Source organism: Paractinoplanes ovalisporus (assembly GCF_016834655.1).
GTDB lineage: Bacteria > Actinomycetota > Actinomycetes > Mycobacteriales > Micromonosporaceae > Actinoplanes > Actinoplanes ovalisporus.
Genome location: NZ_JAENHP010000020.1, coordinates 112,346 through 134,470, shown reverse-complemented (window position 1 = coordinate 134,470; position 22,125 = coordinate 112,346). Strand labels below are relative to the sequence as shown.

The window sequence follows — 22,125 nt, the reverse complement described above, 5'->3', positions numbered from 1 at the left end:
CGGGACGCTTCACAGCGCCCCGAGACGTGGCCGGCGGCTCGGTGCTGACGAGAGTGCCGCAGAGCGACTGTTACAGCGCGCTGATCAGCGCCGGCAGGTATCCGTTGGTGTAGCCGTTGAGGTTGGGGTGGAAGGAGTTCTGCGGCGGCACCACGGTGAGGCCGTGCAGGTAGGGGTTCGACGAGCAGATGCCGTGACCGGCGAACTCGTCGCGCACGTCGGAGAACGTGAAGCCGGCCGCGGCGGCCCGGGCCGCGATCACGTCGTTGAGCACCTGGGCGCCCTCGTTGAGCGAACGCCGCTTGGCCAGGCTCATGCCGGCGATGCCGCACGACGCCGACGAGGTGTCGAACAGCGTCGGATAACCCAGGACGATCACCCGCGCGTCGGGGGCCTTGCGCTTGATGGCCCCGTACGTCGCGTCGAGCTTGGCGGGCAGCGAGGAGGTGATGTCCGTACGGGCGGAAGTGACCTGGGCGGCGCAGGACGCGTCGGTCCCGACCTGGCAGCCGAGAACGGTGGAGGCGAAGCCGGCGTCGTTGCCCCCGATCGTGATGCTGATCAGGTCGGCCGATCGGCTCAGCAACGGAACCTGCAGGTTGCGGACGTCGCCGGTCTCGGCACCCCCGCAGCTGAGATTGGTGAACGACTTGGGCTTGTTGCGGGCCGCCCACTGGCCGGGATAGCCCTGTTTGCTCTGGAAACACAGGATGCTCTGGCCGGGCGCGCCGACTCCCGAGGAGTAGGAGTCGCCGAGCGCGACGTAGTCGGTGGACGCGTAGCTCGCGGCCGCGGCGGCGGGTGCGGCTATGCCGAGGGTGAGCAGGGACGAGGTGACGAGCATGCCCAGGGTGGCGAGACGTCTGCCCATCGGGTGGCCTCCGGTCCGTGGGGGAGAGGAAGCCGGAGCGCTCCGGTTACTGAACGGTAATTGAGGGCCTTGATAAAAGACAGACGGTGACATTCCCGTTACGGAGTAGTAACGTACGTCGATGTGACCTGCATCGATGGCAGGCGGTGACAGCGCATTCACACGACTGCCACAGCCGATCTTCAGGCTGCCCTCAGCCCGCGCGGCTAGGTTCCTCACATGGAAGAAGAACGGGCACGTCGGATCGTCGAAACGCTGCGAGCGCGCAACGTCTTCGCCCATGTGAAGCTGCCGCAGGCCGGCATCACGCAGTACGGCATCCGCGTCGTCCTGCCCGACGGCCGCGAGGCGATCTGGGACAACGACGGCACGGCCGGTCTCGAGGCCCAGATCATGCGCAACGGCATCCTGGTCGGCTTCGTCCCGTCGATCCCCGAGTCGGAGAACTTCGGCGACGGCCAGATCATCGAGGCGATCGCCACCGCCGACTACGACCGCCCGGTCGGTCGTTCCACCCCGTCGTCGTCACCCCGTCCCGCGCCGCCGGCCCGGCCGCCCGCGCCCGTCTCGCTCGCGCAGCGGCTGCGGGGCAGTTTCCGAGGCTGAAGTTGGCGGAAACAAAACGGAGCGGCTGATCAGGGCTGAAGTCGACGGAAACAAATCGGAGCAGCAGCCGGCGGAAACAAACCGGAGCAGCCGAGCGGTTGAAGTCGGCGGAAACAGGCTGGAGCGACTGGCCGGGGCTCGGGCGGCGGGTAGCGGAGAGCGGCGGCTACGGGTCGGGGCTGATCAGCTCGATCAGGCGGTCCAGCGCGACCGGCCAGAGCTCGGGCGTCAGGTTGGAGAGCAGCGTCTCGGCCAGCGCGTGCGCGACCGTGTTGATCCGCTCCTCTACCGCGGGGTCGAGCGGAACCGGGGCCAGGGCCGGCGCGACGGGCTCGGGTTCCGGAACGGCTTCCGGCTGGTCCGACGGCGTCGCCGGCTCGGACGAAGGGGCCGACGGGATCGCCGGCAGATCCTCCGGTGCACCCACCAGATGCAGATACCCCGTGGCCCGGGTCAGCGCGATGTACAGCAGCCGATGCCCGCGCGGATCGTCGTCGACGATGAACCCCGGCTCGACCACCACCGCCGCGTCGAACTCCAGCCCCTTGGCCTCGTGCGGCCCGAGCACCGTGATCGCCGGGCTGCGTTCGTCACCCGGGGACGACCGCCAGGGCAGCTCCTCGGCCCGCAGCAGCGCCTCGACCTCGTCACGGCAGCGCGGCGGGCAGACGATCGCGACCGACCGCCCGTCCGCGGCGTGGTCGGCGGCCGCGGCGACCACCACGGTGGCCCGATCGGCCGGGTCGACCGGCGCGATGACCGGGTCGGCCGGACCCTCCCTCACCGTGGTGGGCGGTTGAACACTCGGCGCGGCGGTCGGCAGCAACTCGGCCGCGAGGTCGAAGATCTGCCGGGGCACGCGGTAGCCGAAACGCAGCTCGCGGTGCACGTGGGGCATCTCCGACGGCAGGTGCGCCAGCACGTCGTGCCAGTCGTCACGCGCCCACGGCCCGGTCGACTGCGCCATGTCGCCGACCACGGTCAGGGAACCGTTCGACGAGCGCCGCGACACCGCGCGCAACTGCATGGGCGAGAAGTCCTGCGCCTCGTCGACGACCACATGGGCGTACGTCTGCGGCTCCTGCCCCGACAGATGCTCGGCCTCGTCGAGAAGCGGCAGGTCGGCGTCGCTGAACGGCGGCTCCTCGCCGTCCAGCCGGTAGAGCGCGTTGATCTCCCGGTCGGTGAACTCGCCACCGGCGGCCGCGGTCAGCAGCGCCCGCGAACCGAACAGCTCGGCCAGGAACGCCGCCGCGTCGAACTCCGGCCACAACCGGTCGGCCAACAGATCGGCCGCCTCGAGGATGAGTTTCGGGTCCTGGGTGCCGGCCACCAGCGCCGCCCGCAGCAGCCGCCGGCGATCACCGGGCGTCGCCTCGCTCGCCTTCGCCGTGGTGATCACCCGCTGGATGGTCGCGGGTTCGAGCTGAACGACCTTTCCCCGTACGACGATCAGGGCCGGCACCTTGCCCAGCTGCTCGCGGTGCTTCTCGATCGCCCGGCCGAGCAGCCCCGCCATCCGGGCCTCGCCCTTGAGCCGGGTCACGTGGGGCTGTTCGGGCCGGCCGGTGGCGGCCTTGGGCAGCAGCCCGTCGATCGAACTGTGCGCGACCCCGGCCCAGCCCCACCCGTCCAGCAGCCCGCGGGTGCGCTGCGCGAACGCATGCGTCGGCCCCACCACCAGCACCTCGTTCGCGGCCAGCCCCAGGTCGGGCTCGGCCAGCAGCCAGGCGACCCGGCGCAGCGCGGTGTCGGTCTTGCCCGTCCCAGGGCCGCCCTGGATGACCAGCACACTCTCGGGCGCCGTACGGATGAGCTCGGCCTGGGCGGCACGGATGGTCGCCACGAAGTCGGGGCCCGCCTCGTCGGGGGTGGCCCGCGCCATTTCGGCGAGCAGCGGGTCGTCCGGCGGCCCGGTCACGGCCGGCCCGGTGGTCAAGGTCAGCTGCCTTCGAGCGGCACTTCGAGCCGTACGCTGCCCCGCAGGTCGAGAAAGACCCGGTCGGGGGCGCGTACCACCCGGATGACGACGTCTTCGCAGTTCGGGCAGCGCGCGACCAGCCCGGGGGACTGGTGCCACAGCATCAGCGTGCCGACCGCGTCCGTGTGGGTGCAGCCCGCGCACATGTAACGGGCCGCGGTCACGTCCACCGCGAAGATCTCGCGTAGGTCGCCCGCCATCGCGTTGCCGTCGAGTGGCATCCCCGATTCCTGCGTCACGACGTACCCCCGAATCTCTCGGTGCGGATCCGGCGTGGGTCGTGACCGAGTGCGACCAGGATGTCGGCCGCGGTCTCGACGAACGTCGTGGGACCGCAGACGTAGCAGTCCGGTGCGAAGTCCGGCGGCCAACCGTACGTGTTCAGCGCCGCCACGTCGATCCTCTTCGGGGGCGAGGGCCACCCGTCCGGCGTCTTCCGCGTGTACACGAAGTGGACGTCGAGACCGGGGTCATCCCGTACGCGTCGTCGCAGTTCCTCGGCGTAGAGCACATCCTCCGGCGTACGGACCGAATAGATCAGCCGGAAGAGCTGGCGCGCGCCCGCGGTTGCCCGGGCCCGCACCATCGCCATCAGCGGCACCACGCCCGAACCGCCGGCGACCAGCAGCACCGGCGACGTCTGCTTGTCGCGCCACACGAACCAGCCACCGACCGGGCCGCGCAGCTCGATCTGCTCGCCCACCTCGACCACGTCGGTCAGGTAGGGCGACACCTCGCCGTCGTCGAGCCGCTGGATGGTCAGCTCGACCTTGCCGTCCGGGTGCGGCCAGGCCGAGGCGATCGAATAGCTGCGCTGCGCGCGATATCCGTCCTCGGCCGTCAGCCGCACGTCGATGTGCTGGCCGGGCAGGTGGCCCGGCCAGTCCGGCACGTCGAGCACGAGCGTGCGCGCGGTCGAAGTCTCCCAGCGGGACCCGGCGAGCGTCGCCGCCCGCCAGGTCAGTCGCCCTGATACCGCTGTTCGCGCCATGGGTCTCCGTACATGTGGTAGCCCGCGGCCTCCCAGAAGCCGGGCTCATCGTCACCCATCAGCTGCAGGCCGTTGACCCACTTCGCTGATTTCCAGAAATAGAGGTGCGGGACCACGAGCCGCGCCGGGCCGCCGTGCTCGGGTTCCAGATCTTCGCCATCGAACTTGTACGCCACCCAGGCCTTGCCGTCGAGAAGATCCTCCATCGGTACGTTCGTCGTGTACCCGCCGAAGCTGTGGACCATCGTGTAGTCGGCCGAGGACTCGACGTCTTCCAGCAGCGTGTCGAGCGAGACGCCGCGCCACGTGGTGCCGAGCTTCGACCACTTGGTCACGCAGTGGATGTCGACCGTGACGTCCTCGGCCGGCAGCGCCTGGAACTCGGTCCAGTTCCAGCTCGTCTTGTCGCCGGTCTCGGTGGTGATGGTGAAGCGCCAGCGGTCGAGCGGGATGCGCGGGGTCGGTCCGGCCGAGAGCACCGGAAAGTCGTGTGTCAGGTATTGACCGGGCGGCAGGCCGGGCACCGACTCACGCCGTCGGCCGCCGAATCCCCTGGAGATGATGCCCATGGAAGATGAGTAAACCGCATGATCATTTCCTGGGACAGCACTCTCAGAGCCGGATCGTGAAGCTTGTGGTCCCGGACACGACGACACGATGTTCCAAACCGGGGACAAGGCCGTCGAAACGCGCCACCTTGGTCGCCGGGTAGGTCAGCACCGTCGTCCACTCCTGACCGTCGAGGCGCTGGAGCTGGACCGGGTCGCCCTCCACGCCGACGATCACGACGATGAGGCGGCCGGGGCCGGGACGGACGAGCCGGATGTCCGGAACGGCGGGCGCCGACGGCGTGGGCTGCGCGGTCCGGGAAGGCGTGGGCTCCGTCGTCTGTACGGGCGCGGGCGTGGCCGGTGCGCTGGTCTCAGGCGTTGTCGAAGGCGTTGAAGGCGCAGTCGTGGTCGCGGTCGGGGTCGGCTTCACGGTCGGGCTCGCGGCCGGCGGCGTCAGGGTGGCCAGCGCCGCGGCGGCGTCGATGCGGCCCGCGCCGAAGTCGTCGTCGCGTCCCGGCTCGCCCAGGTCGACGGCCGACTCCACGATCGTCTTCTCCACCTGGTCGGGGCTGAGGCCACGGTCGGCGCCCCGCAGCAGCGCGGCCAGCGCGGCCACGTGCGGCGAGGCCATCGACGTGCCGTTCATGCGCATGTAGCGGTTGCCCGGAAACGTGCTGACGATGTCGCTGCCGGGAGCGGCCACGTCGACGTACCCGCCCCGGTTGGAATAGGCGGCGACGGCGTCGCCGGAGTCGGTGGCGGCGACCGCGATCACGCCCGGGTCGGCGGCCGGATAGCTGGTCGGGCTGCCGGTGCGGCGGGAGTTGCCGGCCGCGGCGACCACGACGACACCCTTGCTGCGCGCGTACGCGACGGCGTTGGTCACCGCCCCGACCTGCGTGGTGGCGCTGACCGACAGGTTGATGACGTCGGCGCCGTGGTCGGCCGCGTACGTGATGCCGTTGGCCACGTCCGACATGTAGCCGTTGCCGTTGGCGTCCAGAACGCGTACGGGAAGGATCTGGGCGTCCGGGGCCATGCCCGCGATGCCGTCGCCGTTGCCGGTGAGCGCGGCGATGGTGCCGGCCACGTGGGTGCCGTGCCCGTGCGGGTCGGCGGACCGGCCCTCGGTGCCGGTGACGAGGTCGACGCCGGGCAGCACGTGCCCGGCGAGGTCAGGGTGCGTGGCGTCCACGCCGCTGTCGACGACCGCCACCGTCACGCCGGCGCCGGTCGAGCGCGGCCAGGCGCCGTCGGCCCGCACCCGGGCGAGGTCCCACTGCGCGGGCAGCAGCGGGTCGGTGGCGGCGATCGACACGGGGACGTCCGCCTCGACGCTGACCGCGCCGGGCGCGCGCTGCCCGTCGGCGACCAGGGCGGTGGCGGAGCGCCGGTCGGTGGCGGTGCGGACCGACACGACGGGGCGGCCGGCCCGGTCGACCGTGGTGCTCACGACCCGTACGGGAAAGGTCTGGGAAACGGTGGCCGGGAGCAGGCGCTCGGGCTGGACGTGGAGACCGGTCGTGATCGCCGGCCAGGCCGGCTCGCGCTCGGCGTGGGTCAGCGCGACCCCACCGGTCACCGCCGCTGCCACCGCTCCCGCCGCCGCACATCCCGCTACGAACTTCCGCATGTCTGACCCGCCTCCCGTTGGCTTCGGTCAGGCATTTCGGGCCGGTCGGGTGTCGTGGCGGGAAGCAACGTGGTGTGGCTCGGTTGCCGGTCGTTTCACACCCTCGCGTGCCGCTTGGCAGTTGACCGTCGCAAAGCCAATGGGCGGCCGCTTGGCTGGCCGTTTTGGAGCTATTTGTCCGCCTCGGGTGGCAGCATGGGTTCGTGCCGGACAACCACGGGATGACAGTGCACGACGAGAACGGTGTCTACCGCTCCGGGATCAGGGAGCGTCGCATTCAGCGGCGCAAACAGTTCGGGGTCGGGCTGGCCGGGCTGGCCGTCTTCGGCGCGGCCGGGGTCTTCGGCGTGCAGGCGATCCAGCTCGCCCAGAGCACGACGACCCGCGAACCGAAGGCGATGACGCCGCTGGTCTCGCCGTCGCCGTCGCCCTCTCCCACGGTCTCGGCCGCCAAGCCGCCCCGGCAGCGCGCCCGGTCGCTCGGGCCGGGGAAGGTCACGCGTTCGGGGGCCCGGCAGGAGGCCAGCCCCACGCCGACGCCGTCCCCCTCTGTCTCGGCCGTGTCGCCCTCGGGTGGGGTGGCGGCCGCCGACGCCGTGAACCGGCACGACGAGAACACCGGTCGAGGGGTCATCCGGGTGACGTCGGCCGGTTTCGACCTGACCGGGCAGCCGGAGCTGTCGATCGTCGGCGACTCGGGCTGGCTCGTGGGCCGGGCGCGATGCACCAAGACCGTACGGAACGAGCCCGGCAGCCGGCCGCGGATGGAACCGTCGACGCTGGTGTGCTGGCGGGTCTCGGAGGACCGCAGCGTGGTGACCGTCGCCGTGACGCAGCGTGGCCGGCCGTCGTCGGGGGAGAGTGTCGCGGTGCTCGAACGGGAGTGGGCCCGGCTGGGCTGAGATGCGTGTGGAAACGCCGAGGGCCCCGGAATTGCCGTTCCGGGGCCCTCGGCTGCTTCTGGGTGTTACCGCCGCTTCACGGTGACGACCGGCTTCTGCACGGTCTTGGACTTCTTCGCGGCCTGGCCCGTCGCGCGGACCGTGAACGAGGTGACGGGCGAGGTCACCGCGTTCGACGTGGGGGTGGCCGTGACCACCAGGCGGATCTGGAAGCTGGTGGTGGCCTTCACCTGAACGGCGACCCGTCCGTACGAGTCGGTGGTGGCCTTGGTCCAGCCGATGCTCGCCGAGCCGGTGGCGTTGACGCCGATCTGCACCGGCTTGTTCGCCCAGGCGACGTCGCCGGCCGTGACCGTGTAGGTGATCATGGCCGCGCTGTTCTGCGCGACCGAGGTCGACGACGTCGCGACCCGGACCACCGGGGTGGCGCTCGTCGTGGTCTTGCTCGGGGTCGGGGTCGCGGTGGTAGGCGCGATCGTGGCGGGCGCGGTCGTCGGGGCCGTCGTGGCCGGGGCGCTGGTGCTCGGGCTCGCGGTCGGCGTCGTAGTGGCCGGGGCCGTAGTGGTCGGCGTCGTGGTGGCGGGGGTCGTGGTGGCCGGCGTCGTGGTGGTCACCGTCGCCAGCGCGGCCGCGGCGTCGATCCGGCCGTAGCCGAAGTCGTTGTCGCGGCCCTTCGCGCCCAGGTCGACGGCCGAGGTCTCGAGCGCGCTCTGCACCTGGTCCGGCGTGATCGACGGCTGGGCCGCCTTGAGCAGCGCGGCCACGGCGGCCACGTGCGGCGACGCCATCGAGGTGCCGCTCATGCTCGCGTACCCGGTCTTCTTGCCGAGCGCGGTCGGGTAGGTGCTGAGGATGGCCGTGCCGGGCGCGGCCACGTCGACGTAGCTGCCCGAGTTCGAGTAGGTGGCGACCTTGTCGGCCGAGTCGGTGGCGGCCACACCGATGACACCGGCGTCGGCGGCCGGGTAGCTGGTCGGGCTGCCCTTCTCCCGCTCGTTACCGGCCGCGGCGACAACCACAACACCCTTGCTGCGCGCGTACGAGATGGCGGTCGACACCGCGTTGACCTTCGACTTCGACCCGAGCGACATATTGATCACGTCGGCGCCGTGGTCGGCGGCCCAGATGATGCCCTCTGCGGTGTCCGACATGACGCCCGACCCGTTGGCGCCCAGAACCCGTACGGGCATGACCTTGGCGCCTGGAGCCACCGCGCTCACACCGACCCCGTTGCCGGTGACCGCCGCGATGGTGCCCGCAACGTGCGTACCGTGCCCGTTGGGGTCAGTGGTGCCACCGGCCGTGTTGGCGATCGCGTCGTATCCCGCGACCAGGTTGCCCACCAGATCCGGGTGCTTGGCGTCGACACCGCTGTCCAGAACAGCTACGACCGTGCCTTCACCGGTCGACTTCTTCCAGGCGTCGGCGACCGAGATCTTGCTGAAGTCCCACTGCTGCGCACGGTAGGTGTCGGTCCCGCTGGGCACCTCACTGGCGGTGACCACGGCGTCGAGCTCGACACCAACGGCGTTCTTGGCCTTCTGGCCGGCCTCAACGGCACTCTCGGCGCCGGCCTTGCTGGTAGCAGTCGTCACCTTCACAACCGGCTTGCCGTTCGCGTCCACGCTGGTGGTGACGACGCGTACGGGCTTCTGGGCAGACACCGTGGCCGGCACAAGCTGAGCCGCCGGCTCACTGAGGTTGTACGTGGCAGGCCGCCACTCGGTCGCCGCGGTGGTGGTCGCGGGCAGCGCGATGGCGGCGACGCCGGCCACCGCCCCTACGGCCAGAGTGCCCACCGCATAGCGACGCAGGTGCTTCCTCATACGTGTCCTCCCCTAGGTCAGTCGGAGAGAACACTCGGCAGCCATATTCGGTCTGACAGAACTTCGTCCGGTGCAGCTCGGTTGCGCCGGTCAGGTGGAGGCTTGGTTGTGCCGGTCATGTGGTGTCTTGGTTGCGCCGGTCAGGTGGTGTCGGCCGGTTTCGGCACCTCGCGCGGGAGCCGTTGCCACGATGAGGGTTCGGGCTCGCACAGGCGGGCCGTCGGCCGTGGGGCTGGGCCGCGTGCGCGAGGTGGCCGGCACGGGCAGCGCTCCCGCCGCCGCGTGGTCAGCCGCGGGCCATCAGCCGCAGACCGGGAGACGTGTACGTGGATACGGAAGACGACGCTCAGCGCACCCCACCTCAGGGCACCCGACCTCAGGGCGCCTCGCCGTTCCGGCGCCGGATGGTCATCGGCGGGATCGGGCTGGCCGCGGTGCTGGGTGGCGGGGCCTACCTGATGACGGCGCAGGTCTCGGACCGCCAGGCGACGACGTCGGCCCCGGACGTCGCGCCGGTCCAGCCGGCCCCGACAACTTCGGCCGCGCCGGCGACCTCGGACGTGGCGCCGCCGCCGAGCGTGTCGGCGACCGGGATGACCAGTGCCGGCACTGCCCGGCCTCCCGCCGAGCCTTCGCCGTCGCGTTCGCCTTCGCCTGCACGGTCCGAGGACAGCGCGGCCGTGCGGCGCGAGATCGACCGTGCGCGGGCCCAGGCGGCGAAGGACGGGCATCCGCTGCAACGGCCCCTTCAGCAGAAGGCGCAGGCGGTGCCCGGCAGCCAGGTCTCCACCCGCACCGAGCCGACGTCTGAGGGAACCATCCGGATCAGCACCGCCCGGGCCGACCTGACCGGCCAGCAGGACCAGTTGATCGCGGGCGACGGCGGAAAGCCGGTGGGGAGCGCCCGGTGCACCCAGAAGGTTCGCTTCAGCGAGGGCGCGCCGGCTCGCGAGGTCGCGAACCTGCTGCTGTGCTGGCGGATGTCGGCCGACCGGAGCGTCGTGACCCTGGCCGTGGCCAAGGAGGGAACACCGTCGTCATCGATCAGCACCGCCACGATCGACCGGGAGTGGGCGAGGCTGGACTGAGTCTTTCACTGAACAAACAGCAAACGGCCGGCCCGCGGATTGCGGACCGGCCGTTTTGACTATCGGCTCAGCGAAGCCTCATCAGTAGTCGGCGACCGTGAAGGTCGAACCGCTGGTGATGATGGACTTGACGTACGCGTCCGAGGTCTGGGCGTCGACCGAGCCGTTGTTCACGACGGTCACGGTGTAGGTGCCGTTCGGCACCTGCGGGCCCGGGTTGTTGGTGATGACGTATGAGCCGGTGGCCGTTCCCGAAGCCGGGGCGGACATGGTCGCCGTGGTCGCGTTGGTCACGGCCGTGATGGTCGTGCCGGCCGGGATGTTGTTGCCGGAGATCGTGCGGCCGACGTCAACCGCGTTGAAGGCGGCCGAAGCCGTCGACGTGATGGTGGCGGAGTTCGCCGTCAGCGTCGCGTCGGTGAAGCTCCGGGACGGAGCCAGGGTGATCGCCGTCGCCGACGAGACCGAGGCCGACTTGTTAAGGGTCGCCTTCGTACCGTCGATGAGCGAGGAGATTACGGTTCCGGCCTGGATGCCGGTCACGCCGGACACGGTCTGGCCGATGTCGGCCAGGGTGAAGGAACCGCTGGTGGCAGTGAACGTGGTGCCGCTGATCGTGCCGGTGACGTTGCGCGTCGAGGCCAGCGGGACGCCGTTCAGGTAGAGGCTGCAGACCAGGTTGGTGTCGCTGATCGCCAGCACATTCAGGCACTCGGTGACCTGACCAGTGGTCTTCGAGGTACCCGACCGGGCGGGGTTGTAGTCACCCCGGACCAGGTAGACGTGAGCGTTGGAGTCGTTCGGGGTTACACCGTTGGACGTCGAGAAGTCCATCGACGAGAAGCCGACGCCCTGAACGTCAAGATCGGTCCGCACGCGAGTGTTGGGCGAGGTGGTCGGGCTCGAGACCACACCGTTGGTGTAGGTGAACGCGGCCGAGCGGGTGAGCGAACCGCCGTTGGGCACGGCGACGACAACCGCGTAGGGGCCGCCCGCAGCCTTCGCCGGGATGGTGCCGACGAACGAGGTGGCGTTGGAAGCGAGGTTGGTTCGCGTGACCGACGTGCCGCCTACGGTCACAGTGGCGTTGGCGAGGTTGGTGCCGGCGATCGTGATCGTCCCGCCGCCCTGCGCCGGCGACGTCGCCGGGGTGATCGAGGTGACCGTCGGGGTCGGGCCGACCGTGTAGTTGCGGGCGGGGTTGGGGGTACCGTCCGACGCCGATGCCAAGGGCGTGTTGGAGGCGGTGCCGTTGTAGGCGCAGACGCTGAAGGTGCCGGTGGTGCCGGACAACGAGTTCGCGGTGGTAACGCCGGACGGAACCGTGACGGCCAGCTTCGACGTGGAAACCACTCGAACATCGGCGGGTGCGACGATCGTGCCTGCCGTCGGGGTGCCGTAGGTGGTGGGGCAGGTCGCTGCGCCGGCGAAGACCACGGCCGTGGTCCCCTGCACGAATGCGTTTGTCCCATCGACCAAGGGGGACGGACCGGAGAGCGTGACGGAATTGCCACCGCCGCTGGGGCCGAAGGTAGGAGCGACGGTGGCCGTCTCAGCCGCCGCCCAGCTCGGGGTCGCGGTGAACAGGACGGCCGCTGCGCTCACGCCGACGACGGCTCCCAGGCGAACCGCCTTCACGCGCAACGGTGTTTTCTTTTCTTGCATGGGTGGGCCTCCTACGGTCTCTGCGGACCGCTTCGGTGGATTTTGTGGCCCGGACCCATAAGTGGATGCGGCGGGCCGTCTCGCCGGAAGCGTAACCAAATCAGAGATGGCACATGGTGAGAGTTTTGAACTCGAACAGAGAAAGTCGACCGGTTCGCTTATCACAGTTTCCGACGGTCGGTGACGTTTTCCGGAAATTCGCGTGCCCAACGTTCTCCGAGTTAAATTCGTAACTGCCGAAACTGCGTGAATGCTGCGAGTTACGCTCCCCTGCGAGACGGCCCGACCGGCTTCCGGGCAATGCGGGCCTGCAAAAAATCCAACCGACGCGGTTCGCAAGACCGTAGGAGGACAAACGCATGCGCAAGTCCCGCATTCTCGCCAGTTCGCGCGTCTCGAGCGCGGAGCCGACGCTCCAGTCCCAGCTGATGCGGCGTCGCGCCATCGCCGTGGCCGGTGCGGCCGCGATGGCCACGTCGGCCTTCATCATGCCGTCGCCCGCGCACGCCGCGCTTTCCGGCACCATCGCCGTCACCTCTCCGAGCAATGCCAAGATTGCGGCCGACACGGCTAAGCAGGTCGTGCTTCTCACCGTTTCCGGCGCTGGTGCGCCCGTCCTGTCCGAGGACACCGTGACTGGCGTCGATCTCGGTGGCGACGCGGCCTGCCAGAATCTCGACACCTACGTCGTTACGAGTGCGACCACCATTTCCGTCAAGACGCCCACGGGTGGTTGCCCGGTTTCTTCGGGCGGCACCGCTGAGCCCATCGTCCTTCGCATCTCGGGCGACACGCTTACCAAGACGAGCGCCATTACCTTTGTCCCGCCGCCGGCCATCGCCGCCGTCGGGGACAACCCGGTAATCACCGACAACAGCGTTTCTCTCCTGCCCGCCAACCAGGTGAAGACCTTCAACTCCGCGGGCGGTCAGTACGTTCGCATCACCGCCGACGCCGCTTTCGCTTTTGATCCGAGGTCCAGTGCCGCGCTGTCGGTCAACATGGGCGGCAAGGCCGGAACGGACGTCAAGGTCTATGCCACGGCGACCGGCACTACTCCGCTCGCGAACACCGTTGCCGGCAGCGTCGGCAACGCCCTGACGTTCAAGACCGCTTCCGGCATGACGACCACGGACCCGCTGGTCACCATCACGCAGAACGGCGTCAGCAAGTCGTTCCTGCCCGCCGCGACCGGCGTCTCGGTGGTCACACCGCCGACGGTCACGGGGCTGAGCTTGACCTCGGGCCGAGCGGGCGACGCGACCGCGGTCACGGTCAAGGGCACGAACTTCGACAAGGTCGGCGGGAACTACGGCACGACCACTCTGGTCAAGTTCTGCGGCCAGAACGCGACCTTCGCCGCGACTCCGGTCAACGCTGCGGGCACCGAGATCTACGCCATCACGCCGACCGCGGTCACCACGATGCTCGGCGCGAGCAAGTACGCCGGCCCGTGTGACGTTGTGGTCACCAACTCGACGCCGTCGGCGGGCAACACCAGTGCGGTCAACGCCGCGGCGTCCTTCACCTTCGTGAAGGAATAGTCCGGCCGGTAACCAGCAACTTCGGCGGTCTGTCCGGCCCTCTCGGCCGGGCAGACCGCTGCTTTTTCGAGGAGGGTTGTTCTCCCATGAACCGGAGTTCTTCGAGCCGGGCCGGGCTGGCCCTGATCGGTGTCACGTCGCTTGTCCTGGCCGCGACCGGCGCGCCCGCGTCGGCGGCGCCGGCGTTGACGATGACCTTGAGCAGCACCACCGGGCCGGGCGGCGGCGCGACGATCGTCGGCTCGGTCACCGCCAACTCGGTGACCCCGGTGCCGTTCCCGGCCGGCACCAACCCCACGGTGCAGTTCCAATACGTCGGTACCACCGCGGCCTCCAGCGCCTGCAGTGCGTCGGCCAAGGTGGTGAGCCCGATCGTGGTCTCGAACCTGCTCACGACCGCGGGGACCCTGACCGTCAACCCGGCCGCGGTCAAGCGGATCAGCACCACGAAGATCGTGTTCCAGGTGCCGTCCAGTCCGTACCCGGTCAACGACGCCAACGGGAATCCCAGCACCGTCAACCCCAACGGTCTGGTTCTCATGGGTGGGCAGACCTCGTCCCGGTGGAGCGTCTGCGTCTACGACAGCGACAACGTCACCACCAGCACGCTCCTGGCCACGGCGACCTACACCCTGGCGATCAAGCCGACCATCACCTCGATCCTGCCGGCGAGCAGCCCGGCCGGCGGCGGCCAGACGATCACCGTGAACGGCACGGGCTTCGCCGCCACCTCGGTGGCGACCACGGCCACGGCCGGTGGGGTGGCGCTGACCAACGTCAAGGTCGCGGCCAACGGCAACAGCTTCACGGCGACCACCGGCCCCCGGGCGGCCGGTGACGGGCTGCCCGTCGTCGTCAACGCGCCGGGCGGCACCGTGAGCAGCCTCGACCCCGACAACAACAGCCAGACGAACGACCCGCCGATCCCGTTCAGCTACACCAACGGCATCTCGATCACGCCGAATCAGGCGGCCGCCGGCACACAGGTCACGATCGACGTCATCGGCGCCGGTTTCTCCAGCCTCACCTTCGACGCGGGTGCGGCGCCGATCGGCAGTGGGGCGCACGTGTTCCTGGTCAAGGACGCCTACGTGGCGAACAGCAACCGGGGCGTGGCCGAGTGCACGGGGGTGTCGGTCATCCGCGACACCGAGCTGATCTGCACGTTGGACCTCGCGGCCGACCAGTTGAACCCGGCGAACAGCGCGACGATGCCGGGTGTCGCGATCGCCGAGGGGGCGTACGTGCTCACCGTTGTCGCCGACGGCGGCACCGGCGCCGGGGGGAGCGCCAACCCGACGATCGTCAGCAGCGGCGCCACGTTCACTGTCGGGCCCTACTGACCGAACCGCGCCACGGCTTGTATTGACAAGCCGTGGCGCCGCCGTGTTAGGTTCTTCTCGCACCGAGAAATACTCGATCTGAGAACAACCTGGAGCACGGGATGGGCGAGAAGGAATTCCTGGCCTCGTACGACCCGGGGGCATACCCGGCGGTCGCCGTCACCACCGACGTGGTGGCGCTGACCATCCGCGATGCGCGGCTTTGTGTCCTGCTTGTCGAGCGCGCCGAGCACCCCTTCGCCGGTCGGCGGGCGCTTCCCGGTGGGTTCGTCCGGCCCGACGAAGGGCTGGACGCGGCGGCGCTGCGGGAACTGGCCGAGGAGACCGGCGTCGGCGCGCTCGAGCGGGTTCATCTCGAGCAGCTCAAGACGTACGGGAATCCGGGTCGTGACCCCCGCATGCGGGTCTTCTCCGTCGCCTATCTGGCCTTCGCGCCCAGCCTGCCCGACCCGAGCGCCGGTGGGGACGCGGCCGGCGCCTACTGGGTTCCGGTCGAAGAGGCCACCAACCTCGCCTTCGACCACGACGACGTGTTGGCCGACGGGCTCGAGAGGGCTCGCGCCAAACTCGAGTACACGCCGCTGGCCACCACCTTCGCGGGGGACGAGTTCACGATCTCGGAGCTGCGGCAGATCTACGCCGTGGTGTGGGGCGAGGAACTGCACGCCGGCAACTTCCACCGCAAGGTCCTGTCGGTGCCGGGCTTCGTCGAGAGCACGGGCGAGACCGCGACCCGGGGTGGCGAGCGCGGCGGACCCAAGCCCAAGCTCTACCGCGCCGGCGACGCCCGTCTGCTGCACCCGGCGCTGCTGCGGCCGACCCGTGAGGACGACGTCCGATGAGGTTCGCCGAAGCGGTCGAGCGGATCGAGCGGGCCACCTCGTTCGGCGAGCTGGGCGGGGATGGAGAGGCCACCTACCGGGCGTACGCGAAAGCCGTCCATCCGGATGCCGTGAGCGATGACCGGACCGCGATCGCCACGCACGCCTTCGCCACCCTGTCGCGGCTCTACCACCAGCGGAACCAAAGGGTCATCACCGGTGACATCGCCGATCTGGCCGCGGGGGAGAACGGGACGCTGACCAAGGTGCCCCGCAGTCCGGCCGACAACGACCTGATGGAGGCCGAGGCGGACGCCCTCAAGATCCTGCGAGACAAGGGCGACCCCCAGTACCGGCCGTACGCACCGAAGCTGATCGAGACGTACCTGCACGAGGACGCCGAAAGGAAAAGACGGCGTATCAACGTACAGGAACGGCTTGTCGGTTTTGTGCCACTGACCGCGGTGGCTAAGAAAAGGGACCCGCGCGACACGGCCTGGATCTGGCGCCGCCTGCTGGTCGGCCTCGGCTGGGCCCACCGAGCCGGCGTGATCCACGGCGCCGTTCTCGAGGAACACGTTCTCATCCACCCCGAACAGCACGGCCTGGCCCTTGTCGACTGGTGCTATTCCGGCGCCAGTGTGAAGGCGATCGTCGCGCGGCAACGCGACGCCTACCCGCCCGAGGTGCTGAACGAGAAGACCGCCAGCCCGGCCACCGACATCCACATGGCGACCAGCCTCATGGTCCGCCTGAGCGAGGACCTGCCCAAGCCGTTGCGCCGGTTCGCCGACGGCTGCCTGTACGACGCGCCCCGCATGCGGCCCCAGGACGCCTGGCGCCTGCTCCACGAACTCGACGAGACCCTGCACAACCTCTACGGGCCGCGCAAATTCCGGCCCTTCACGATCTGACGGAGGACAGAACCATGGGAAGCGGACGCTGGTCCACCGACGTGTACACCGCCGCCGACAACTACCGCCGGGCCACCGGCGCGAGCGCCTTCGCCTACAGCGACAGCGGGGCCCGGCAGGCCCACGCCGCGCTCGACCCCAAGGGCGTCACCAAGCGGGAGAGCCGCGACAGCGACGAACACCCGTTCAGCACGCCGATCGCCGTGCTGTTCGACGTCACCGGTTCGATGGGCGGCGTGCCCCGCGTGCTGCAGACCAAGCTGCCCCAGCTGCTGGGCCTGCTGACCCGCAAGGGCTACGCCACCGACCCGCACATCCTGTTCGGCGCGGTCGGCGACGCCACCTGCGACCGGGTCCCGCTGCAGATCGGGCAGTTCGAGTCGGACAACCGGATGGACGAGGACCTGGCCCGCATCGTGCTCGAGGGCGGTGGCGGCGGTCAGATGACCGAGTCGTACGAGCTGGCCATGTACTTCATGGCCCGGCACACCTCCCTCGACTCCTACGAGAAGCGCGGCCGGCGCGGCTACCTGTTCCTGATCGGCGACGAGATGCCGTACAAGAAGGTCAACCCGCGGGAGGTCGAGAAGTTCATCGGCGAGCGCACCGAGCCGATGAGCACCGAGGCCCTGGTCGTCGAGCTTCAGCGGACGTTCGACGTCTACTACCTGCTGCCCACCGCGGCCGGTCACGGCGGCAACCGTGACGTGCTGAAGCGGTGGCGCGGGCTGCTCGGACAGAACGTGCTGGAGCTCGACGACCTGGACGCGGTGTGCGAGACGATCGCGCTCACGGTGGGTCTCGGCGAGGGAACGATCGACCTCGACGCCGGCCTCGACGACCTGGTCGACGCCGGTTCCGCACACCGGAACACGGTCGGCAAGGCGCTGGCTCCGCTGCAGCGTGGCGGCGTGGTGCGGCGGGGCACGCTGCCGGTCGGCAACGCGGCTTCGGGGAACGAACGACTGTGAGCGAGCACGTCGCGGTGGTCGACCTCGGTTACGGGGACGCGGGCAAGGGCACGGTGGTTGACGCTCTGTGCGCGGCCTCGGACGTACGGGCGGTGCTGCGCTTCAACGGGGGAGCGCAGGCCGCACACAACGTGGTCACCGAGGACGGCCGGCAGCACACGTTCGCGCAGTTCGGTTCGGGCACGCTGCGTGGCGTGCCCACCCACCTGACACGCTTCGTGGTCGTCGATCCGCTCGCGCTGGCCTCCGAGGCGGCTGTTCTAGGCAACCCGTTCGAGCTGCTCACGGTGGATGGGGACGCCCTGCTCGCCACTCCGTGGCATCGGGCGGCGAACCAGCGCCGGGAGCTCGCGCGCGGCGGCGGGCGTCACGGTTCGTGCGGCATGGGCGTCGGCGAGACCATGGCGTACGCGCTGAGTCACCCGCAGGCGCCGCGCGTCTCCGACACCCTTTCCCGTACGGGACTCCGCCGTCGCCTGGCGGCGGTGGAGTCCGACCTCGGGCCGGCCGGGGTGCCCCTCGACGATGTGGTCGACGCGTTCCTGGCTTTCGGCCGCACGGTGTCGATCGTCGGTGCCGAGTTCACCGGACGCCTGCTCGGCGAGGGCCCGTGTGTCTTCGAGGGGGCGCAGGGGGTGCTGCTCGACGAGTGGCGCGGCTGGCACCCGCACACGACCTGGTCGACCACGACGTACGACAACGTGGCGTCGCTCTGTGGCGATTTCAAGCGGATCGGCGTCGTGCGCACCTACACGACCCGGCACGGCGCGGGCCCGTTCGTCACCGAGGACCCGGCGCTCGACCTGCCCGAGGGCCACAACGCGACGGGGGAGTGGCAGGGCGCGTTCCGGGTCGGGCACTTCGACGCGGTCGCCCACCGGTACGCGGTCGAGGTGGCCGGCGGGGTCGACGCCTTGGCCGTGACCCACCTGGACAGCCCCGGCCGCTGCCCGGCGATGCGGATCTGCAACTCGTACCTGCTCGACGGCGAGCCGTGGAACCGGATCGTCCCCGGCCCCGCCCGTGATCTCGAATACCAGGAGGCGCTCACGGCCCGCCTGAACCGGGCGCGGCCGGGCCCGCTGATCCGGCCGGACGACTGGGCCGGGGCCATCGAGAGCCTTCTGTCGGCCCCGGTGGAGATCGAGTCCTACGGACCCGGCGCCGCCGACAAGAAGCTCTTGAATAGCATTTGTTAGGGACGCCTTACCTAAACAATTAAAATCGTGGTGTAGTTTCGGCATTTCCGGGAAATGGTTTATCGTCGACGTGACCGGGTTGCGGAAAATGGAGGCGACGAACTCATGACTCAGATGCTGGAAATGCCCCGCGTGCAGACCTGCACGGTGACCAGCTGTGGCTACAACCACGACGGGTGCACCGCCTTCGCGGTCACCATCGGCAGTGCGATCTCGGCCGAGTGCGACACCTACGTGACCGGCGACAAGGGGGGCACCGGCAAGGCGTTGGCGCAGGTGGGCGCGTGTAAGCGCTCCGACTGCACGCACAACCAGAACCTCGAGTGCAAGGCCCCCGCGATCGTGGTCGGCGAGTCCGGCGACAAGGCCGACTGCATGACGTACGAAAAGGGCTGACCATACGCTCGGTAATGCGCCCGCCGTTGCTCCTCGCGACGGCGGGCGCATTTGTTTTAGGTTAGCCTCTGTGCGGTTTAGGCTAGCCTTCCTTTACAGATACATACCCGTGCTGGGTTCCGGTTTCGGAACCGTTACCGGCTCGCTACCGGTCTTGAGCGCATACAGTTCGGCGAGCGTCGCGCCCTGAGCGCCGATGCCGCGCGACGTGCCCAGCCAGGCGACCGCTTCGGCGTACGGGAGACGGCCGACCTCGATGCTGGCCAGGCACCGCCCCGGGCGCACGACGGCCGGGTGCAGCGACGCCAGGTCCTCGTTGGTCGTGATCGCGATCAGCGCGTTGCGGCCCTGACCGAGCAGACCGTCGGTGAGGTTGAGCAGCCGCGACAACGACTGCCCGGCGCTCGCCTTGGCCTCGCCGCTGATCAGCTCGTCGCAGTCCTCCAGCATCAGCAGGCGCCAGCGTGGCTCGTCCTCGTCGTCGCTGCCCAGCGCCACGCTCATCAGATAGGCGGGGTCGTTGAACAGCCGTTCCGGGTCGAGCACGCAGTCGACCTGGCACCACGAACGCCACTGCTGGGCGAGCGCGCGCAGGGCCGTCGTCTTGCCGGTGCCGGGTTCGCCGTGCAGCAGCAGGAGGCGGCCGCTGATCGTCTTGGCGTCAAGCGCCATCAGCCGTTCCAGGGTGGCCGCGACCGGGCTGGCGTAGTTGCGGCGGATCGTCTCCCACGGCGCGGCGTCGATCTCCCGCGCGGCGCGGCGCGGGCCGTGCTGTCCGAAGTGCCAGAACCCGATCGGCACGTTGTCAGGAGTCGGCTCGGGCTCCTGGACGGCGTCCTTCACGGCCGCCTCGAGGATGGTCTCGGCCAGTTCGGCGCTGACCGCGGTGACCGTGACCCGGGCGCGGCGGCTCTGCTTCCAGCGGTTCACGTGCAGCGTCCAGCCGTCGCCGACGGCGAGCCGGCCCTGGCCGTCCTCGTCGAGCGCGTCCCGGACGACGCGGGCGTCCTCGACGGTCAGGGGTGCGTCGGCGCGCACGTTCTCCAGATACTTGCTGCGGCCGTACGGCTCCCGGCCCGTGACGAAGGCGTCCAGCGCGAGCAGGTCCACCACGTCGACCAGGCGGTCGCCGTCGTCCACCGCACCGGCCAACGGCAGGGTGGCCGACACGGGCGCGGTGGGCGCCTGATCGACGTGCCGGCTGCCGAGCCGGTCGACGGACTGGTGGGGAGTACGCATACAACGATGATCGTCCGTCGATGCCGTTATGGCACCCGGTTTTCCCTCAGTTCACCCGCGTCCCCTACCGTCGCGTCCCCCGTCACAGCGTGCCCCGCGGCCGGGTCTCCGGCTGTCGCGTCCCCTGTCTTGCGGTCGGGTGTCCGGCCGTCGCGTCCCCTGCCTTGCGGTCGGGTGTCCGGCCGTCGCGTCCCCTGCCTCGCGGTCGCGCTTCCTCCGCCGCGTCCCCTGCCTTGGGGTCGCGCTTCCTCCGCCGCGGCTCCTACCGCCGCGTGAGGACGAACACCGGGATGAGGCGGTCGGTCTTCTTCTGGTACGAGGCGTAGTTGGGGAAAGCCGCAACCGCGCGCTCCCACCAGACCGCGCGCTCGTCCCCCTCGATCTCGCGCGCCACGTAGTCGTGTTCCTCGGTCTCGTCGCGCAGCTCGACGTGCGGCTGCTTGCGCAGGTTGTAGACCCACACCGGGTTCTTCGGGGCCCCGCCGAGCGAGCCGACCACCGCGTATTCGCCCTCGTGCTCGACCTTCATCAACGGCGTCTTGCGCAGCTTGCCGGTCTTGGCGCCCACGGAGGTCAGCAGCACCACCGGATAGCCGTTCAGCTCGTTCCCGGCGGTGCCGCCGCTCTCTTCGATCTTGTCGGCCTGCTTGCGGGCCCAGTCGGAGGTGCTGGGCTCATATTCTCCAGTCAAAGGCACCAACCCAGCTTAGGCGCGCCCCTGCCCACCCGATCCCGAGACGTCAATCACCACGCGGGTTTCAGCGCAGGCCGACGACTGCCGCGTCCGTGCCGCCTCGCCACAGCACGCCGGCCTCGCTGAAGCCGGCCACCCGCAACGCGTCGACGTGCCACAGCGCGGGCGGCGTCCACTCCTGACTGTGCCGCGTCTGTGGATAGATGCGCTCGCGCTCGACCGCCTTGGGCGCCAGGAACTCGTCGGCCGCCGCGCGCGCCCACCAGTCACCCCACGACGTAGCTGCGCCCGCGGCATAGCGCGCCTCACGCTCGGCCCGGCCGTGATCGCGCAGCCGCTCCGACAGCGTGGGCAGCGACTCCTCGGGCATGTGGTCGGCGTTCACGAAGATCCCACCCGGCCGCAGCACCTCGCGAACCTCCCCGTAGAGCGCCGCCACCCGCTCGGCCGGCAGCCAGTGCAGGGCGGTCGCGGTCAGCACGGCGTCGAAGCCCTCTTCCGGCAACTTCGCCCGCCACCCCGGGTCACCCAGGTCGGCGTCGACCACCGTGCCGCGGTCACGCAGCGAGGCCGAGGCGATCGCCATCAGCACCGGATCCTGGTCGAGCACCGTGACCCGCGCCCCCGGGAACCGGGCCAGCGTGCGCAACGAGATCGTGCCCGTGCCGCCGGCCAGATCAAGCACTCGCGGCGCCGAGCCCTCGGTCGTGGCAGCAACCGCCTCGAGCATCGCGGCGAACCGCTCCTCCCGATCGGGCAGGAACGCCTGCTGCTGCCGATCCCAGCTTTCCTGCCACACACGAGGGTTGCTCAAGTAAGCACTCATGACGTACACGCTAGTTACCGCACCCACCCCTCACAACCCTCGTCCCGCCCGCCGCGACACCCCT

At 69.9% G+C, this 22,125-nt stretch carries 21 protein-coding genes; 10 read left to right on the top strand and 11 right to left on the bottom strand.

Going from position 1 to position 22,125, the window contains the following annotated elements:
• Positions 1-70: 70 nt before the first annotated feature.
• The gene (locus tag JIG36_RS39485) at positions 71-871 is read right to left on the bottom strand and encodes an SGNH/GDSL hydrolase family protein (protein WP_203381575.1); all 801 of its coding nucleotides are present in this window, start codon (positions 869-871) and stop codon (positions 71-73) included.
• Between the two features lie 219 nt (positions 872-1,090).
• On the opposite strand from JIG36_RS39485, the gene JIG36_RS39480 reads away from it, so the two are divergent.
• Positions 1,091-1,477 carry a hypothetical protein gene (locus JIG36_RS39480; protein WP_203381574.1) on the top strand — a complete coding sequence of 129 codons (387 nt, stop codon included), beginning with the start codon at positions 1,091-1,093 and terminating at the stop codon, positions 1,475-1,477.
• Positions 1,478-1,643: 166 nt separating this feature from the next.
• On the opposite strand, the gene JIG36_RS39475 is transcribed toward JIG36_RS39480, so the two are convergent.
• From JIG36_RS39475 to JIG36_RS39455, 5 genes are read right to left on the bottom strand one after another with little or no spacing between them, the layout of a single operon-like run.
• Positions 1,644-3,416, bottom strand: coding sequence for a HelD family protein (locus JIG36_RS39475; RefSeq protein WP_203381573.1), 1,773 nt, complete (start codon positions 3,414-3,416; stop codon positions 1,644-1,646).
• Positions 3,417-3,418: 2 nt separating this feature from the next.
• Positions 3,419-3,697 (bottom strand): DUF6510 family protein, encoded by a 279-nt coding sequence (locus tag JIG36_RS39470; protein WP_203381572.1) that lies wholly within the window; start codon positions 3,695-3,697, stop codon positions 3,419-3,421.
• Positions 3,694-4,449 carry a ferredoxin reductase gene (locus tag JIG36_RS39465; RefSeq protein ID WP_203381571.1) on the bottom strand — a complete coding sequence of 252 codons (756 nt, stop codon included), beginning with the start codon at positions 4,447-4,449 and terminating at the stop codon, positions 3,694-3,696. The genes JIG36_RS39470 and JIG36_RS39465 overlap by 4 nt, the downstream gene beginning before the upstream one ends.
• Positions 4,419-5,018, bottom strand: coding sequence for a sulfite oxidase-like oxidoreductase (locus tag JIG36_RS39460; RefSeq protein WP_203381570.1), 600 nt, complete (start codon positions 5,016-5,018; stop codon positions 4,419-4,421). Before JIG36_RS39460 ends, JIG36_RS39465 begins: the two co-directional genes overlap by 31 nt.
• A gap of 43 nt (positions 5,019-5,061) precedes the next feature.
• On the bottom strand, positions 5,062-6,633 hold the full coding sequence (locus tag JIG36_RS39455) for a S8 family serine peptidase (protein WP_203381569.1): 1,572 nt from the start codon (positions 6,631-6,633) through the stop codon (positions 5,062-5,064).
• Positions 6,634-6,836: 203 nt separating this feature from the next.
• Here JIG36_RS39455 and JIG36_RS39450 point away from each other — a divergent pair, with 203 nt between their 5' ends.
• Entirely contained in the window at positions 6,837-7,535 is a 699-nt protein-coding gene (locus JIG36_RS39450; protein ID WP_203381568.1) for a hypothetical protein, read from the top strand.
• Between the two features lie 65 nt (positions 7,536-7,600).
• Here JIG36_RS39450 and JIG36_RS39445 read toward each other — a convergent pair whose 3' ends face one another.
• On the bottom strand, positions 7,601-9,361 hold the full coding sequence (locus JIG36_RS39445; protein WP_203381567.1) for a S8 family serine peptidase: 1,761 nt from the start codon (positions 9,359-9,361) through the stop codon (positions 7,601-7,603).
• 326 nt (positions 9,362-9,687) lie between these two features.
• Between JIG36_RS39445 and JIG36_RS39440 the strand changes: the two genes are divergently transcribed.
• Positions 9,688-10,449 carry a hypothetical protein gene (locus JIG36_RS39440; RefSeq protein ID WP_203381566.1) on the top strand — a complete coding sequence of 254 codons (762 nt, stop codon included), beginning with the start codon at positions 9,688-9,690 and terminating at the stop codon, positions 10,447-10,449.
• An 81-nt stretch (positions 10,450-10,530) separates the two neighbouring features.
• Here the strand turns inward: JIG36_RS39440 and JIG36_RS39435 are convergent, their stop codons facing one another.
• The gene (locus JIG36_RS39435; RefSeq protein ID WP_203381565.1) at positions 10,531-12,114 is read right to left on the bottom strand and encodes an IPT/TIG domain-containing protein; all 1,584 of its coding nucleotides are present in this window, start codon (positions 12,112-12,114) and stop codon (positions 10,531-10,533) included.
• Between the two features lie 449 nt (positions 12,115-12,563).
• On the opposite strand from JIG36_RS39435, the gene JIG36_RS39430 reads away from it, so the two are divergent.
• The 7 genes from JIG36_RS39430 to JIG36_RS39400 all read left to right on the top strand — a co-directional run bounded on the left by JIG36_RS39430 (position 12,564) and on the right by JIG36_RS39400 (position 19,302).
• On the top strand, positions 12,564-13,658 hold the full coding sequence (locus JIG36_RS39430; RefSeq protein WP_203381564.1) for an IPT/TIG domain-containing protein: 1,095 nt from the start codon (positions 12,564-12,566) through the stop codon (positions 13,656-13,658).
• Positions 13,659-13,744: 86 nt separating this feature from the next.
• Entirely contained in the window at positions 13,745-15,001 is a 1,257-nt protein-coding gene (locus tag JIG36_RS39425) for an IPT/TIG domain-containing protein (protein WP_203381563.1), read from the top strand.
• A 101-nt stretch (positions 15,002-15,102) separates the two neighbouring features.
• Entirely contained in the window at positions 15,103-15,843 is a 741-nt protein-coding gene (locus JIG36_RS39420) for an NUDIX hydrolase (protein WP_203381562.1), read from the top strand.
• Positions 15,840-16,736 (top strand): protein kinase family protein, encoded by an 897-nt coding sequence (locus tag JIG36_RS39415; protein WP_203381561.1) that lies wholly within the window; start codon positions 15,840-15,842, stop codon positions 16,734-16,736. Before JIG36_RS39420 ends, JIG36_RS39415 begins: the two co-directional genes overlap by 4 nt.
• A gap of 14 nt (positions 16,737-16,750) precedes the next feature.
• Positions 16,751-17,707, top strand: coding sequence for a hypothetical protein (locus tag JIG36_RS39410; RefSeq protein ID WP_203381560.1), 957 nt, complete (start codon positions 16,751-16,753; stop codon positions 17,705-17,707).
• Complete coding sequence (locus JIG36_RS39405; RefSeq protein ID WP_203381559.1) at positions 17,704-18,906, top strand: adenylosuccinate synthetase; 1,203 nt, start codon at positions 17,704-17,706, stop codon at positions 18,904-18,906. The genes JIG36_RS39410 and JIG36_RS39405 overlap by 4 nt, the downstream gene beginning before the upstream one ends.
• Before the next feature lie 105 nt (positions 18,907-19,011).
• Complete coding sequence (locus tag JIG36_RS39400; protein ID WP_184957254.1) at positions 19,012-19,302, top strand: DUF1540 domain-containing protein; 291 nt, start codon at positions 19,012-19,014, stop codon at positions 19,300-19,302.
• A gap of 93 nt (positions 19,303-19,395) precedes the next feature.
• On the opposite strand, the gene JIG36_RS39395 is transcribed toward JIG36_RS39400, so the two are convergent.
• The 3 genes from JIG36_RS39395 to JIG36_RS39385 form a co-directional block, all read right to left on the bottom strand.
• On the bottom strand, positions 19,396-20,541 hold the full coding sequence (locus JIG36_RS39395) for a DUF5925 domain-containing protein (protein ID WP_203381558.1): 1,146 nt from the start codon (positions 20,539-20,541) through the stop codon (positions 19,396-19,398).
• A gap of 262 nt (positions 20,542-20,803) precedes the next feature.
• Positions 20,804-21,238 carry a nitroreductase family deazaflavin-dependent oxidoreductase gene (locus JIG36_RS39390; RefSeq protein WP_203381557.1) on the bottom strand — a complete coding sequence of 145 codons (435 nt, stop codon included), beginning with the start codon at positions 21,236-21,238 and terminating at the stop codon, positions 20,804-20,806.
• Between the two features lie 61 nt (positions 21,239-21,299).
• Positions 21,300-22,061 carry a class I SAM-dependent methyltransferase gene (locus JIG36_RS39385; RefSeq protein ID WP_203381556.1) on the bottom strand — a complete coding sequence of 254 codons (762 nt, stop codon included), beginning with the start codon at positions 22,059-22,061 and terminating at the stop codon, positions 21,300-21,302.
• Between the last annotated feature and the right edge of the window lie 64 nt (positions 22,062-22,125).